The sequence below is a fragment of the Micromonospora sp. WMMD737 genome, from assembly GCF_049179055.1.
GTDB classification, from domain to species: domain Bacteria; phylum Actinomycetota; class Actinomycetes; order Mycobacteriales; family Micromonosporaceae; genus Micromonospora; species Micromonospora reichwaldensis.
Window position 1 is genome coordinate 3,890,151 of record NZ_JBMHMH010000001.1, and the last position, 14,932, is coordinate 3,905,082.

The 14,932-nt window shown below is 75.4% G+C and carries 8 protein-coding genes; 2 read left to right on the forward strand and 6 right to left on the reverse strand.

Going from position 1 to position 14,932, the window contains the following annotated elements; all coding sequences use genetic code 11:
* Positions 1 to 26: 26 nt before the first annotated feature.
* The 4 genes from ACN27A_RS16800 to ACN27A_RS16815 all read right to left on the reverse strand — a co-directional run bounded on the left by ACN27A_RS16800 (position 27) and on the right by ACN27A_RS16815 (position 8,758).
* On the reverse strand, positions 27 to 3,557 hold the full coding sequence (locus ACN27A_RS16800) for an ATP-dependent helicase (protein WP_421454471.1): 3,531 nt from the start codon (positions 3,555 to 3,557) through the stop codon (positions 27 to 29).
* Positions 3,554 to 7,174 (reverse strand): ATP-dependent helicase, encoded by a 3,621-nt coding sequence (locus ACN27A_RS16805; RefSeq protein WP_421454473.1) that lies wholly within the window; start codon positions 7,172 to 7,174, stop codon positions 3,554 to 3,556. Before ACN27A_RS16805 ends, ACN27A_RS16800 begins: the two co-directional genes overlap by 4 nt.
* 191 nt (positions 7,175 to 7,365) lie before the next feature.
* Positions 7,366 to 7,911, reverse strand: a complete 546-nt coding sequence (locus tag ACN27A_RS16810) for a TIGR00730 family Rossman fold protein (RefSeq protein ID WP_132231057.1) — start codon at positions 7,909 to 7,911, stop codon at positions 7,366 to 7,368.
* Position 7,912: 1 nt separating this feature from the next.
* Positions 7,913 to 8,758, reverse strand: a complete 846-nt coding sequence (locus ACN27A_RS16815) for a TIGR00730 family Rossman fold protein (RefSeq protein ID WP_421454477.1) — start codon at positions 8,756 to 8,758, stop codon at positions 7,913 to 7,915.
* A gap of 286 nt (positions 8,759 to 9,044) precedes the next feature.
* Between ACN27A_RS16815 and ACN27A_RS16820 the strand changes: the two genes are divergently transcribed.
* The gene (locus ACN27A_RS16820) at positions 9,045 to 9,206 is read left to right on the forward strand and encodes a hypothetical protein (protein ID WP_165947700.1); all 162 of its coding nucleotides are present in this window, start codon (positions 9,045 to 9,047) and stop codon (positions 9,204 to 9,206) included.
* Positions 9,207 to 9,290: 84 nt separating this feature from the next.
* Here ACN27A_RS16820 and dapE read toward each other — a convergent pair whose 3' ends face one another.
* On the reverse strand, positions 9,291 to 10,364 hold the full coding sequence (gene dapE / locus ACN27A_RS16825) for a succinyl-diaminopimelate desuccinylase (protein ID WP_421454480.1): 1,074 nt from the start codon (positions 10,362 to 10,364) through the stop codon (positions 9,291 to 9,293).
* Between the two features lie 118 nt (positions 10,365 to 10,482).
* Here dapE and dapD point away from each other — a divergent pair, with 118 nt between their 5' ends.
* A complete protein-coding gene (gene dapD / locus ACN27A_RS16830) occupies positions 10,483 to 11,439 on the forward strand; it encodes a 2,3,4,5-tetrahydropyridine-2,6-dicarboxylate N-succinyltransferase (protein WP_357577795.1) in 957 nt (318 codons plus the stop codon).
* A gap of 51 nt (positions 11,440 to 11,490) precedes the next feature.
* Here the strand turns inward: dapD and ACN27A_RS16835 are convergent, their stop codons facing one another.
* Complete coding sequence (locus ACN27A_RS16835) at positions 11,491 to 14,856, reverse strand: S8 family serine peptidase (protein ID WP_421454483.1); 3,366 nt, start codon at positions 14,854 to 14,856, stop codon at positions 11,491 to 11,493.
* Positions 14,857 to 14,932: the final 76 nt, after the last annotated feature.

Genomic DNA, 14,932 nt, shown 5'->3' on the forward strand with positions numbered 1-14,932 from the left:
ACCATAACTGCAACGCGACCAACCTATCACGGATTCGTCCCGGCACCACCGTCTGCCGGGATTTCCGGTACGGAGGCGATCAGCGCGGTCAGCCCGTCCGCGTCGAGCAGGTCCGCCGGGCGGACCGTGACCCCGTCCCGCACGTAGTGGAACGCCGCGCCGACCCGCTCCACCGGCACGCCGGCCAGCTCCGCCCAGGCCAGCCGGTAGACCGCGAGCTGCACAGCGGCCACCTCGGCGGCGGCGCCGGCGGGCTGCCGGCCGGTCTTCCAGTCGACCACGTCGAACCGCCCGCCCGGCCGGGCGAAGACGGCGTCCATCCGCCCCCGGACCACCACTCCGGCGATCACTGTGGCGAAGGGCACCTCCACCTCGACCGGCACCCGCTCGGCCCACTCGCTGGCCAGGAAGCGCTCCTGGAGCTCGGCCAACGCCTCGTCCGGCGCCGCGTCCGCGTCCGCCGCACCCGGCAGCTCGTCCAGGTCGAGCAGCCGGTCGGCGCCGAACCGCTGCTCCAGCCAGGTGTGGAAGGCGGTGCCCCGGCGGGCGTACGGATTGGGTTCGGTGGGCACCGGGCGGCGCAGCGCGCGGGCCAGCGCCGCCGGATCCCGGCGCAGCGCCACCAACTGGGTCACCGACAGCTGGCCGGGCAGGGCCACCTCGACGGCGCCGGACTGCCGGGTCAGCTCGGCCCGCTCGGCGAGCAGCAGGTCGGCCTCCCGCCGCCACCGCGCCACGTCCGCGTCGTCGGCCGACGGCTCCGCGCCCGCCCCGGCGGTGTCGTCGCCGCCGGACGCCACCCGTTCGGCGGTCTCGCCAACGGACAGCAGGCGGGCGGCTGCGTCCCCGTCGGACGGTGAGCGGGCCGCCGGGTCGCCCACCGTCCGTTCGGCGGTCTCGCCGCCGGGCAGCGGGCGGGCGGCCGTGTCGCCGTCGGCGAGGAAGCGGCGGACCAGGGCCGCCGCCTCGGCCAACGCCGGCCGGCGGGCGCCCAGCGGGTCGGCCGGCCACTCGGCGCGCAGCACCACCTCGGTCGTCGGGTTGACCGCGTCGCCCGGCGGCTCCGGCGCCCACTCGTCCACCAGGTGCCCGGCGCGGGCGTCCAGGCAGGCGTCGTGCACCTCCCGCAGCAGCACCGACGGGCCACGCGGCCGTTTGGTGCCCTCCCCCCACCAGTAGCCGGAGCAGAGCAGCAGCCGCCGGGGGCGGGTCACCGCCACGTACGCCAGCCGGCGCTCCTCACGCTCGTCGTGCGCCCGCCAGGCGTCGGTGAAGTCCTCCAGCGCCCGGGCCACCCCCCGCTGGTCCTCGGCCTCGTCGAGGCCCAGCTCCGGCAGCCCGTCGGCGTCGCCGCGCAACGGGAACGGCAGCACGCCCAGCCCGCCGAGCCAGTGGTCGGAGTTGCGCACCGGCCCCGGCCAGACGCCCCGGCTCAGCCCGGCCACCGCGACCACGTCCCACTCCAGGCCCTTCGCGGCGTGCGCGGTGAGGATCTGCACCGCGCCCTCGACCACCTCCACCTCGCCCGGCGTGAGGCCGCGCTCCTCGTCCTCGGCGGCGGCCAGATAGGCCAGGAACCCCGACAGGGTGGCGCCCGGCGTCTCGCCGCTGAAGCGGGCGGCGACGTCGCCGAGCGCGTCCAGGTGGCCCCGCGCCAGGCCGGCGTCCCCGGCCCCGTCCCGGCCGGCCCGCACCGCCACCTCCACGTCCAGGCCGATCGTCCGCTCGATGTCCGCGATCAGCTCCGGCAGGGACTGGTCCAGCCGGTAGCGCAGCAGGCCCAGCTCCCGGGCGTACGCCCGCAGCCGCGCGTAGCCCTCCGCCGAGTACGCCTGCGCCGGGCCCAGGTCGGCCAGCGCCTCCACCAGGGTCGCCTCGTCGAGGAGGTCCGGGCTGATCTCCGGGGTGCCGTCGTCGGCGAGCCTGCGCCGGGCCGCCGCGATGGACTTCGCCCGGCGGTGCAGGGCCACCAGGTCACGGGGCCCGATCCGCCAGCGCGCGCCGGTCAGCAGCCGCAGCAGCGCGGCCCCGTCCGTCGGGTCGGCCAGCACCCGCAGCGTGCACACCACGTCCCGCACCTCGGGGGTGTCCAGCAGGCCGCCCAGGCCCACCACCTCGACCGGCAGGCCGCGCTCGCGCAGCGCCGACTCGATCGCCGGAATCTGGCTGCGCAGCCGCACGAGCACGGCGGTCGTGGGCCGCAGCGGCACCGGGATGTGCTCGGGCAGCACGCCGGGCATCCCGGCCGCGCCGCGCCAGGCGTGCAGCACGCTGTCGGCGATCCAGTCGGCCTCGTCGGCGTACGTCCGCAGCAGGGCGCAGTGGACGGTGCCGCCGGCGGCACCGCGGGCGCTGCGGTGCGGCACCGGCTCCTTGACGCTCATCGCCGCGCGCAGCTCCGGCACCCGGGCGCCGGCGGCCCGCAGCGGGGTGGCCAGCGCGTTGGCGACACCGAGGATCTCCGGCCGGTTGCGCCAGCTCGTGGTGAGGCCGAGCACCTCGGCCGGCGCACCGCCGGCGCGGGCGAACTCCGTGGGGAACCGGTCCAGGGTGCCGGCGCTCGCCCCGCGCCAGCCGTAGATCGACTGGCAGGGGTCGCCGACCGCCGTCACCGGGTGCCCGCCGCCGAAGAGCGCGTTGAGCAGCACCACCTGGGCGTGGCTGGTGTCCTGGTACTCGTCCAGCAGCACCACCCGGAACCGGTCCCGCTCGATCTCGCCGACGCCCGGGTGGTCGCGGGCGACCCGGGCCGCCCGCGCGAGCTGGTCGGCGAAGTCCATCGCCTCGAAGTCCTCCTTGCGCCGGGCGTACGCGCGCACCAGCGGGAGCAGCTTCAGTCGGATCTGCTGGAGTTGCAGCGCCTTGCGCACGTCGGCGTAGACCCGGCCGGGGCGCACCTGCACCTCGGCGAAGAACCGGCCCGTCCACGCGGCCAGCGCGTCCGGGTCGACCAGGTGCTCGTCCAGCTCACCGGCCAGCGCCAGCACCGCGTCGGTGATCGTGCTCGGCATCCGGTCCACCCCGGACATGTCGCCGTCGTAGTTGCGTACCAGCAGGTCGACCAGCTGCCAGCGGGACGCCTCGGTGAGCAGCCGGGTGGACGGCTCGTAGCCCGCCCGCAGCCCGTGCTCGGTGACGATCCGGCCGGCGTACGAGTGGTAGGTGGAGACGGTCGGCTCCCCGGCCAGCGGGTCGTCGAGCGGGTCGCGCCCCCGCCGCCCGAGCCGGCGCACCAACTGGTCCAGCCGCGCACGCACCCGGTGCGCCAGCTCCCCGGCAGCCTTGCGGGTGAAGGTGAGCCCGAGCACCTGCTCCGGCCGCACGTGCGAGTTGGCGACCAGCCAGACCACCCGGGCGGCCATCGTCTCCGTCTTGCCCGACCCGGCGCCCGCGACCACCAGCAGCGGCTCGACGGGCGCGGCGATGATCGCGGCCTGTTCCCGGGTCGGCGCGGGCAGCCGCAGCAGCTTCGCCAGCTCCACCGGCGTGTAGCGGGGGCCGGCGTCGGCGACCCGGGGCGTCGGGGTCGCGCTGCTGAACAGGGCGGGCTGCGTCAAGACGTCTCCGGACGACGGGTGGTCGGCGGCTCGACCACCTGGCGGCCCTGCCCGGACACCGGGCAGCTCGTACGCACCGGGCAGACCCGGCACTTGGAGTTGGCGACCGCGGCGAAGGTGGCGGCGGCCATCGTATCCGCGGTGCGCCGCACCAGCGCGGTCGCCCAGCCGGCCTCCGGGCCCTCCCCCGCGGGCGCCTGGCTCTGCTCCTTCGCGTCCTTCGCGCCGGTGCCGAGCTGCACCAGGGCCGCGCCGCCGGACTCCTCGCCGAAGTCGGCGAAGGCCCCCGCCTCCACCGCCGCCTGGTAGGCGCCGAGCTGCGGGTGCTCGGCGAGGTCGTTGGCCGTGACGGCAGTGGACTTGCCGGTCTTCAGGTCGATGACGACCAGCCGGCCGTCCTCGTCGACCTCCAGCCGGTCCACCCGGCCGACCAGCTCGACCGGCCGGTGCGGGTCGTCGAGGCGCACCGCGAACTCGTGCTCGATGGCGAGCAGCCGGCGCGGATTCGCGGCCAGCCAGCGGAGCAGCTTGTCCACCATCGCCTCGGCGCGGCTGTGCTCCGGACCGACCATCCAGCGGGCGGCCAGCTCGATGACGTCGAACCGGGCGGCGACGTAGTCCAGCAGCGCGCCCCGGTCGGCGCTGGCGTCCTCGGCGAGCATCGCGGCGGCGTGCACCAGGTTGCCGACGCCCTGGGCGGCGCTGGCCGGCGGGCTGCCGCCGTGCCGCTCCAGCAGCCAGCGCAGGCTGCACCGCAGCGCGCTCTCCATCGCCGACGGGGTGACCCGGACCGGTGCCCCCTCGTCGACCAGCGGGCGGTCGTCGGAGAGCTGCCGCAGCCCCCACCAGTCGTCGGGGTGCGCGCCGGCCACCCCGGCGGCGGCGAGCCGGGCCAGCTCGGCAGCCGCCGCCTGCCGCCGGGCGTAGGACACGGCCGGGTCGCTGACGGCGGTACGCAGCTCCGCCACCAGCGCCGGCAGGGTCAGCGCCCGGGGCGGCCGGCTCACCGGCAACGCCCCCGGCCGGTCCGGCTCCTCCTCGGCGGAGGGACCGCCTTCCTCCGGGCGCCGCGGCGCGCTTCCGTCCGGAAGCGCTGCGACGCCGGCCGGGGGTCGGTTCCCCGGGGGCCGTGGACCGTCACCCGACGCGGAATGCACGGTGGAGCCGGCCAGGCCGGGCGGGCCCGTCGGATCCGTCGGGCCGGTCGGATCCGTCGGGGCGGTCGGATCCGTCGGGGCGGTGGGATCCGGCGGGCCGGCCGGGTCGCTGGGGCCCAGCTCGTAGAGGAAGCGGCTCGGCTGTTCCTCGTGGTCGTCGCCGCCCACCGCGGCGGAGGCGACCGCGCTGACCAGCAGCCGTCGCCGGGCCCGGGTGACCGCGACGTGGAACAGCCGGCGCTCCTCGTCGAGCAGCGCCGAGGTCTGCCCGACCAGGGCCGCCACCACGCCCGCGCCGGCCGTCCGGCCGGCGAGCACGTCGACCAGGCGCTCCGAGCCGAGCAGGCTGCCGCGCAGGCGCAGGTCGGGCCAGACACCCTCCTGCACCCCGGCGACCGCCACGAGATCCCACTCCAGCCCCTTCGCGGCGTGGGCGGTGAGCAGCCGTACCGCCTCCCCCCGGTCGGCGGTCGGGGCGAGGGTGTCGGCCGGCAGGTCCTGGCCGAGGACGTGGTCGAGGAAGACCTCCGTGCGCGCGCCGGGCAGCCGGTCGGTGAACCGGGCCGCCGCGTCGAAGAGGACCATCACGGCGTCGAGGTCGCGGTCGGCCGCCTCGGCGCGGCGGCGCCGCGCGACGTCGCCCTCGCCGGTCACCGTCTGGCCGCGGCCGGTCGCCGCGGACCACAGCTCGGCGAGCCCGCTGGCCTGCCACACCGCCCAGAGCACGTCCTCCGCCGTGGCGCCGGGCCGCGCGGCGGACTCCCGGGCCACGGCCAGCAGACCGGCCACCGTCTGCGCCGGCTCCGCCCAGTGCCGTTCGATCCCGGCCAGCCCGGCCGGGTCGCGCAGCGCCTCCACGATCAGCTCGCCCGAGGGCCGGCGGTCGCCGCCGGACAGTGCCAGGGCGCGCAGCCCCTGCCGCAGCCGCCGCTCGGCCAGCGGATCGGCGCCGCCGAGCGGCGAGTGCAGCAGCGCCACGGCGGCCTCCTCGTCGAGCCGCTCGGGCTCCAGGGCGCAGCGCAGCAGGAGCAGCAGCGGCGCGACCGCCGGTTGCAGGTGCAGCGGCAGGTCCTCGCCGTGCACGACGGTGGGCACCCCGGCGGCGTGCAGGGCACGTTGCAGCGAGGGCAGCTGCCGCCCGGTGGAGCGCACCAGCACGGCCATCTCCGACCAGGGCACGCCGCCGAGCAGGTGGGCCTCGCGCAGCGCGTGCGCCAGCCAGGCCGCCTCGCTGGTGGCCGAGCGGAAGGTGCGTACCTCGACCGCGCCGGGGGGCGCGTCGGGCAGCGGGTGCAGCCGGCGGTGCGCCGCCGGGCCGCGCAGCCGCCGCGCCAGCCGGCCGGACGCGGCGAGCAGCCGGGCACCGGCCCGGTAGGAGGTGGTGAGCACCACCTGCGCCGCGGGCGCACCCGAGGCGGTGCGGAAGCGGTGTGGGAACGTCGCCACCCCCGCCGGGTCGGCGCCCCGGAAGGCGTACGTGGACGAATCCGGGTCGGCGAACGCGACCAGGGGCTTGCCGCCGCCGGCCACCGTCGCGAGCAGGTCCTGCTGGGCCGGGTCGGTGTCGGCGAGCTCGTCGACGTAGACGTACGCCAGCCGCCGGCGCTCGGCCGCGAGCAGCTCGGGGTCGTCGAGCAGCATCCCGGTGGCGGCCCGGACCAGCTCGGCCGGGTCGTACGCGACGGAGCCGCGGTTGCTGACGTCGCGCAGGGCGAGCACGGCCACGTACTCCCGCAGGAAACGCGCGGCGGCGGGCCAGTCGGCGCGGCCGAGCTTCTCGCCCAGCCGGGCCAGCTCGACGGGACCGACGCCCCGCTCGGCGGCGCGCATCAGCAGGTCGCGCAGCTGCGCCGCGAAGGCCCGGGTGCGCAACGCGGGGCGCAGGTCCTCCGGCCAGCCGACCGGGTCGTCGTCGGGTGCCTCGCCGACCACGTCGAGCAGCTCGCGGATGATCAGATCCTGCTCGGGCCCGGTGAGCAGCCGGGGGGACGGCTCACCACGCTCGGCCGCCGCCCGGCGCAGCAGCCCGAAGGCGTACGCCGGAAGGGTCCGCACCAGCGGCTCGCGCAGCACGCGGTGCCCGCCCTCGGCGACGCGGGCCTCGATCCGCTGGCGCAGCGCGGTGGCGCCCCGGCGGCCGAAGGTGAGCACCAGGATCCGCTCCGGGTCGACGCCCTCGGCCACCCGCGCGGCGACGGCCTCGACCAGCGTGGCGGTCTTGCCCGTGCCGGGACCGCCGAGCACCAGCATCGGCCCGTCGGTGTGCGTCACGATCTCGACCTGGCGCGGATCGGCCAGCCGCGCCGCCCCACGGTGCGCGCCCCCGTCGGTCGGCCCCCCGGACCGCCGCTCACCCCCGGTCGGCCCCCCGGACCGACCGTCCCCCCGGGCCGGCCCGCCGGGCCGGTGGTCCCCCCGGACCGCCTCGGCAGGCCGGCGCACCAGCCGGTACGCCTGCATCCGTCCATCCCACCACGCCGGTACGACACCCCCGCCCCGCCACCCCGCCGAGGACCAACCCCCACTCCCCGGGACCACCCGAAACGGTGTCGATCATGAGGTTGGCGAGGGGAAAAGGGGCGATTCGCACGGCCAACCTCATGATCGACGCCAACCTCATGATCGACGCGGCGAGAGGGCGGGTGCAGGAGTCAGAGGAGCTGGAGTTCCAGGGTGTCCAGTGCGGCGGGGACCGTGTCGGTCACGGTGAGCAGGCCCAGGCCGGCGGGCTTGAGGAAGGTCTGGTCGGCCAGCGCGCCCAGCCAGTCGAGCACCGGGCGGTAGAAGCCGTCGGTGTCGACCAGCACCATCGGCTTGGCGTGCAGGGCCAGGGTGGCGGTCGTCCAGACCTCGAACAGCTCGTCGAGGGTGCCGAGCCCGCCCGGCAGGGTGAGGAACGCGTCCGACTTGTCGATCATGAGGGTCTTGCGGCTGGCCATCGAGTCGGTGACGAGCAACTCGTCCGACGCCAGGTCGGCGACCTCCAGGTCGACCAGCGACTGCGGGATCACCCCGACCGTCCGGCCGCCGGCGGCCCGCGCCCCGTCCGCCAGCGCGCCCATCATGCCGACGCACCCGCCGCCGCTGACGAGGGTGTGCCCGCGCCGGGCGATCTCCGCGCCCGTCTCGGCCGCGAGGTCCAGCCAGCGCTGGTCGAGCGTACGGGAGGAGGCGCAGAACACGCAGATCGCCGCCATGTCAGCGCTTCCGGTTCTCGTCGCCCGCCTCGGCGGCGGCCTGCTGGTCGGCGGCGGTGACGGCGACGGCCTCCTGCTCGACGTTGAGGGCGGCTTCGGCCTCCACGATGTGCCGGACCGCCGCGTCGACGTCGTCGGTCACGCAGATCAGCTCCAGGTCGACGGGGCCGATCTTGCCGTCGGCGGCCATCGTGTCGCGCAGCCAGTCGAGCAGGCCGCGCCAGTAGTCGGAGCCCATCAGCACCACGGGGAACCGGGTCACCTTGCCGGTCTGCACGAGGGTGAGCGCCTCGAAGAGCTCGTCCATGGTGCCGAACCCGCCGGGCAGCACGACGAACGCCTGGGCGTACTTGACGAACATGGTCTTGCGGGCGAAGAAGTAGCGGAAGTCGATGGCCAGGTCGACCCAGTCGTTGAGCCCCTGCTCGAAGGGGAGTTCGATGCCGAGGCCGACCGACAGCCCACCGGCCTCGCTGGCGCCCCGGTTGGCCGCCTCCATCACGCCCGGCCCGCCGCCGGTGATCACCGCGTAGCCGGCCCGGGCCAGGGCAGCGCCCAGCGCCTCGGCCAGCTGGCACTCGGGGCTCTCCGGGTAGCTGCGGGCGGAGCCGAACACGCTGACCGCCGAGGGCAGGTCGGCGAGGGTGTCGAAGCCCTCGACGAACTCGGAGAGGATGCGCAGCGCCCGCCAGGCGTCCTTGGTCTTCCAGTCCTCACGCCCCCGCGAATCGAGCAGGCGCTGGTCGGCGGTACTGCCCGTCATCGCCTGCCGCCGCAGCGTCACGGCCCCCCGGTGCCGTTCCTGTCCCGGCTCGCGGCCGGCCTCCCGCCCGTTGCTCTGACCCATGGGAGCAACCGTAGTGGAGCCGCACCCGCCAGGTGCGCGCACCGTGAGCCGGGCCGCCGCAGGTGACGGCCAAGGCGACGAACGACGCGGCCCCCGGGCGGCGGAGGACGCGGCCCCGGGCGGCGGACGGCACGGCCCGGCGGCCACCTCGGGCGACGGGCGGAGAGGGCCGGGCGACGATCGGAAATATTTTTCCGGATCTTGGGCAACTAATTCGGTCGCACGGGCGTCTTACTATTCACATACCGGGTATGCCCCGGCGCGCGCCTTCGGGGGAGGAGTCAGCGTGATCAGCAACAGCGAGATGATCCGGATCCGGCGGCAGATGCAGCGCCGCATCCGCGACGTGGTGGCCGAGCGCCGCCGCGCCCGCCTGATGGAACCGTCCACCGACCAGGGCGGCCAGACCGACGCCCGGCCCGCCGCCGACGCGTCCACCACCGTCTGACCGCACCGACGACATCGAGCACGGAAGGTCCGCGTCGTCCGACGCGGACCTTCCGTCCGTCCGGGGTACCCCCCGCGGGGAGCGTCAGGAAGAGGCGAGCCAGCGGCGCAGGGTGACGGCGCCCTCCCGGATCTTGCTGATCTCCACGTGCTCGTCGGGGTGGTGGGCCAGGTTGGGGTCGCCGGGGCCGAAGTTCAGCGCCGGGATGCCCATCGCGGCGAACCGGGCCACGTCCGTCCAGCCCAGCTTGCCGATCGGCGCGGAACCGACCGCGGCGACGAACTCCTTGGCGGGTGCCGCGTCCAACCCGGGCGGGGCGCCGGCGGCCGAATCGGTGACCCGCACGTCGAAGCCGGCGAAGACCTCGCGCAGGTGCGCCTCGGCCTCGGCCGGGGTCCGGTCCGGCGCGAACCGGTAGTTGACCTCGACCTCGCACCGGTCGGGCACCACGTTGCCGGCCACGCCGCCGTGGATGCGGACCGCGTTCATCCCCTCCCGGTAGTCGCAGTCGTCGATGGTCACCCGCCGCGCCTCGTAGTTGTTCAGTCGGTCGAGCACCTCGCCGGCCGCGTGGATCGCGTTCACCCCGTGCCAGGAACGGGCCGAGTGGGCCCGTACGCCGGTGGTGGTGACGACCCCGCGCATGGTGCCCTGGCACCCCGCCTCGACGATGCCGTGCGTCGGCTCCAGCAGCAGCGCGAAGTCGGCCTCCAGCCACTCCGGGTACGCGTCGGCGACCAGGAAGAGGCCGTTGTACTTCGACTCGATCTCCTCCGCCTCGTAGAAGAAGTACGTCACGTCGTAGCGCGGGTCCGGCAGGCTCACCGCCAGGTTCAGCGCGAACGCCACCCCGGACTTCATGTCCGAGGTGCCGCAGCCGTACATCAGGTCGCCGCGCGTGGTCGACGGGAAGTTGTTGTTCAGCGGCACCGTGTCGAGGTGGCCGGCGAGCACCACCCGCTGGTCGCGGCCCAGGTCCGTCCGCGCCATCACCGTGTTGCCGTGCCGGTACGTGGTCAGGTGCGGTACGCCCCTCAGCACCTCCTCCACGCAGTCGGCGATCGCCTTCTCGTTGAGGGACACGGACTCCATGTCGACAAGCGCGCGGGTCAGCGCCACCGGATCGGCCAGGACCTCGGGGGTCAGCGGGTTCTCCATGGTTCGCACGGTACCGTCAGATCCGGCGAGCGCGTGGAGCGAGCGTTCCGGGGCGGCCCGCGCGGGACGCGGGGCGCGGAGGGCTCGCCGGCCCGCAGCACGAACGAGAGGTGAATCAGTGACGTCCGAATCCGCCTGGGGCATCGGCCTGGCCACCGTTACCGCTGACGACCAGGTGCTCGACACCTGGTATCCGACGGGCAAGCTGGGCCTCGGCGAGCTGCCGCTGGTCGCCGGCGAGGACGAGGCGGACGTGCTGGACCTGCCCCCGGGGGCGGTCGGCGACCGGGCGCTGCCCGGGCTGCGTACCGTCCAGGTGGTCACCGTGATCGGCTCGCTGGACGAGCCGATCAAGGACGCCGCCGACGCGTACCTTCGGCTGCACCTGCTCTCCCACCGCCTGGTGCGACCCAACGAGCTCAACCTCGACGGCATCTTCGGCAAGCTGGCGAACGTGGCCTGGACCTCCGCCGGGCCGTGCCCCCCGGAGCGGGTCGACGAGCTGCGGGTCATCGAGCGGGCCGCCGGTCGCCACCTGGCCGTCCACGGGGTGGACAAGTTCCCCCGGATGACCGACTACGTGGTGCCGTCGGGTGTGCGGATCGCCGACGCCGACCGGGTGCGCCTCGGCGCGCACCTGGCGGCCGGCACCACCGTCATGCACGAGGGCTTCGTCAACTTCAACGCCGGTACGCTCGGCACCTCGATGGTCGAGGGCCGGATCGTGCAGGGCGTGGTGGTCGGCGACGGCTCCGACATCGGCGGCGGCGCCTCGATCATGGGCACCCTCTCCGGCGGCGGCACCGACCGGGTCCGCATCGGCGAGCGCAGCCTGGTCGGCGCGAACGCCGGCGTGGGGATCTCGCTCGGCGACGACTGCGTGGTGGAGGCTGGCTGCTACATCACCGCCGCCTCCAAGATCACGCTGCCGGACGGCCGGGTGGTTAAGGCCCGCGAGCTGTCCGGGGTGGACAACCTGCTGTTCTGGCGCAACTCGGTCACCGGCGCGCTGGAGGCGAAGCAGCGCAGCGGCAGGGGCATCGAGCTGAACGCCGCGCTGCACGCCAACGACTGACGGTCGCCCCGCCGGGCCCGCGGTCGGCCGCGGACCCGGCGGGGGTACGCCTCAGCGCAGGCGGTACGCCTGGATGACGCGCTGGGTGACCGTGTTGCCAGCGGTGTCCCGGGCGGTGGCCCGCAGCGAGACGTGCCCGGTGCCGGCCGGGTGCTGCACGGTGGCCGTCCAGCCGTCCCCGCCGCCACGGATCCGGGCCCGCTGCCAGGTCTTCCCGCCGTCGTAGGAGACCTCGACGGTCAACGCGGCGACCCGGGCCGAGGGCGCGCCCGGCTGCCGCTGCACCGCCACCGGGATCGCGAAGCTCCGGCCCGCCGGGGCGGCGTTGTCCCGGTCGAGTCGGGGCGCGAACCGGATCGCCGACACCGGCAGCGCGGCCGGGTCGTCCCCGGCGACGTGCCGGGACCGGAACGTCCAGGTGGCCGACACCTCGGTCGAGAGGTCGGTGAAGCTCCGCTTCGACGAGGTCTCCAGCCGGTAGTCGGCCGCGCCCGGCGGCACGTCGAACCCGCCGTACGCCGGCTCCTCGGTCTCCCCCACCAGCGTCCCGTTGCGGTAGAGGGCGGTGCGGGCGGTGTCGGCGACCGAGCCGCCGGCGTGCCCCTCGGCGTCACTGTGCAACGGCAGGCCCACCTCGATGCGGTCGCCCTGGCGGACGATCCCCGCCGCCGGGAACGACGGCCCGTACGGCGCGCTGTTCCAGCTCTCCCGGTAGTGCCGCCCGGGGCGCAGGGTGCGCGCCTCGGAGAAGAGGATCGCCTTGAGGTCGGCCCAGCCGTCGTCGGTCGGCACCCCGAAGTCCAGTTCGGAGTACCAGCGCACGCCCCGCGTGTTGTAGTGCTCGACCCGCTGCCCCGGCGTGGCGGTACGCAGGCCGACCGCCCAGCCGCCGACGTCGGGCTCGCGCTGGGCGAAGACCAGGCGGTCGGTGACCAGCCCCGGGCTGCCGCCGTTGAACCGGTGGGTGACCGTGGCCAGGTCCTTCGTGCGGTAGTGCCGGACGAAGCCGGTCGGCATCCGGCCCGGCACGCCCTCGCTGAGGGCGTAGAGGTAGGGGCTGCTCGCCGCCTCCAGGTCGGCCCACTGGCTGCTGACCGTGGCGAGGAACCGCTCACCGGACGCCGGTTGCCCCAGCCCGAGGGTGTGCAGGCCCTCGAAGTCCTCTCCCAGCATGCCGAAGGTGTAGCTGCCCGTCTCGGCGAGGAAGATCGCCTCGGTGACGACGAGCGCCGGGGTGGCCGAGCGCTGCGGGACGCTCATCCGGATTGGCTCGCCCTTGCGGGCGTCGAGGGTGATCCGCGTGTCACCGGCGACCACCAGCTCCGGCTGGACGATCTGGGTGAGCGCGGTGACCTCCTCGCCGGCCACGTCGTACACGAAGCTGATCAGCCCGTACCGGCCCTTCGGGAGCCGCAGCTCGGCGGTGCCGTCCGGGTCGTACAGGTCGTACGGGTCCAGCTCGTCCAGCGAGACCAGCGTGGTGCTGTGCTCGCTGGCTAGCGCGCCGGCGCGGTTGAGGTGCCGGGCGGTCACCGTGTAGCTCTCCACCTCCCGGTGCACCGCCAGCGGGGTGACGGCCACCACCGCGCCGCCGGAGCGGGCGACGATCCGGCCGGTGTAGTGACCGTCCGGGCCGTCGACCCGGGTGTCGGCGGTGACGGTGGCACCCGCCGTGCCGCCGCCCGGCACCGCGATCCGGCTCGCGCCGAGGGTGAACATGCCGGCCGGGGCCGGCCTGCCGTCCGGGCCGGTCGCCTCCACGGCCAGGTCCAGGTCGGCCGTGGTCGCGCCGTCGTTGCGCCAGGTCACCGTGCGGGTGATCGGGGTGTCGTCGTCGTGCGGCCAGAGGGCCCGTCCGAGCGACACGCTCGGCGGATCGCTGGTCACGGTCTGCCAGATGGCGTCGGCCAGGTCTACCCGCCCGGCCCCCTGCTCGTACGAGGTCAGCTCGGGGCGCGGCTTCGCCGAGGACATCAGCAGCGCCTTGAGCCGGTCGGCCTTCCCGCCGTGCTTCTGGGCGAGCAGTGCTGCCGCGCCGCTGACGTGCGGGGCCGCCATCGAGGTGCCCGACATCGCCGCGTACCCGTCGCCGGCCGGGTCGCCGATCACCGCGTCCTTGCTGCGCGCCGCCACGATCCCCACCCCCGGGGCGGTGATGTCCGGCTTCAAAGCGTCGTCACCGGTGCGGGGACCACGGCTGGAGAAGTCGGCGAGGCTGTCGTCCCGGTCGACGGCGCCCACCGAGAGGGCGGCGTCGGCCGTGCTGGGGGAACTGACCGGCGCGAACCGGCCGGAGTTGCCGGCACTGATCACGAACAGGGCGCCGGTCTGCGCGGTGAGCGTGTTGACGGCCGCCTCCAGCGGGTCGACCTCCGGGGTGTCGGAGCCGCCGAGACTGAGGTTGATCACGTGGGCCCGCTGCTCGACCGCGGCCCACTGCATGCCGGCGAGGATCGCCGACTCGGGGCAGCCGTACGTCTCGCAGACCTTGCCGTCGAGAAGTGTCGCGTCCGGGGCCACGCCCCGCATCCGGCCGCCGGAGGCGGCGCCGCTGCCGGCGATGGTCGAGGCGACGTGGGTGCCGTGCCCGACGACGTCGCCCGGCGCGGACTCCTCGGTGAAGTTGCGCGTCTGCGCCACCCGGCCGGCCAGGTCCGGGTGCGTGGCGTCGATCCCGGTGTCCAGCACGGCGACCCGCACGCCCCGGCCGGTGTAGCCGGCCCGGTATGCCTCCGGTGCGCCGATCTGCGGCACGCTGCGGTCGAGCGTGAGCTGCCGCCGGCCGTCGAGCCAGATCCGGTCGGCACCCCCTGCCGCGCCGACCTTCGCACCGGCGGCGGTGACCGCCGCCCAGACCTCGGCGGCCCGCCGCTTGCTCGCCGTGGCGGCGAGCCCGCCGGCGGCGGGCAGCTCACGGGTGACCGTCACCCCGGCGGGCACGGCGGAGCGCCGGGCCGCGCCGGCACTGCCGGTGATCAGCAGCGGCAGGTCGTCGCGCCGGGCGTCGTCGTAGCCGGCGGCGACCAGTTCGGTGACGTCGAACAGCCGCCGGTCGATCCGCCCGTCCCGGATGGGCGCCACGGCGTCCTCGGGTACGACGGAGACGTGCCCCCGCTCCCGTCGGGTCAGGAAGCGGACGTCCTCGCGCCCGGGTGCGGGTCGCACACTGGCCCGGGTCCCGCTGACGGTGACCCGGTCGCCGGTGAGCAGGGTGACGGTGACCGGGCGGTGGGCGTCACCCACCCGGGACGGCGGGGTCGCGTCGGGACGGACTGTCGGTTCGGCGGGCTTCTGGGCGACGGCCATGCCGGGGGCGCCGAGCACCATGCCCAGCACCAGACCGAGACCGACCAGTTTCCTTCTTCGCTGCAACGGATCCTCCTCGTCGGGCGTTACTACCTGTAGGGAGAGACGCATTGACAGTCATCAGGGTTGCATACCGAGTATGCAAAATGAAGTCGTGGAGATGACGGACCAGCCAACGATCAGACCC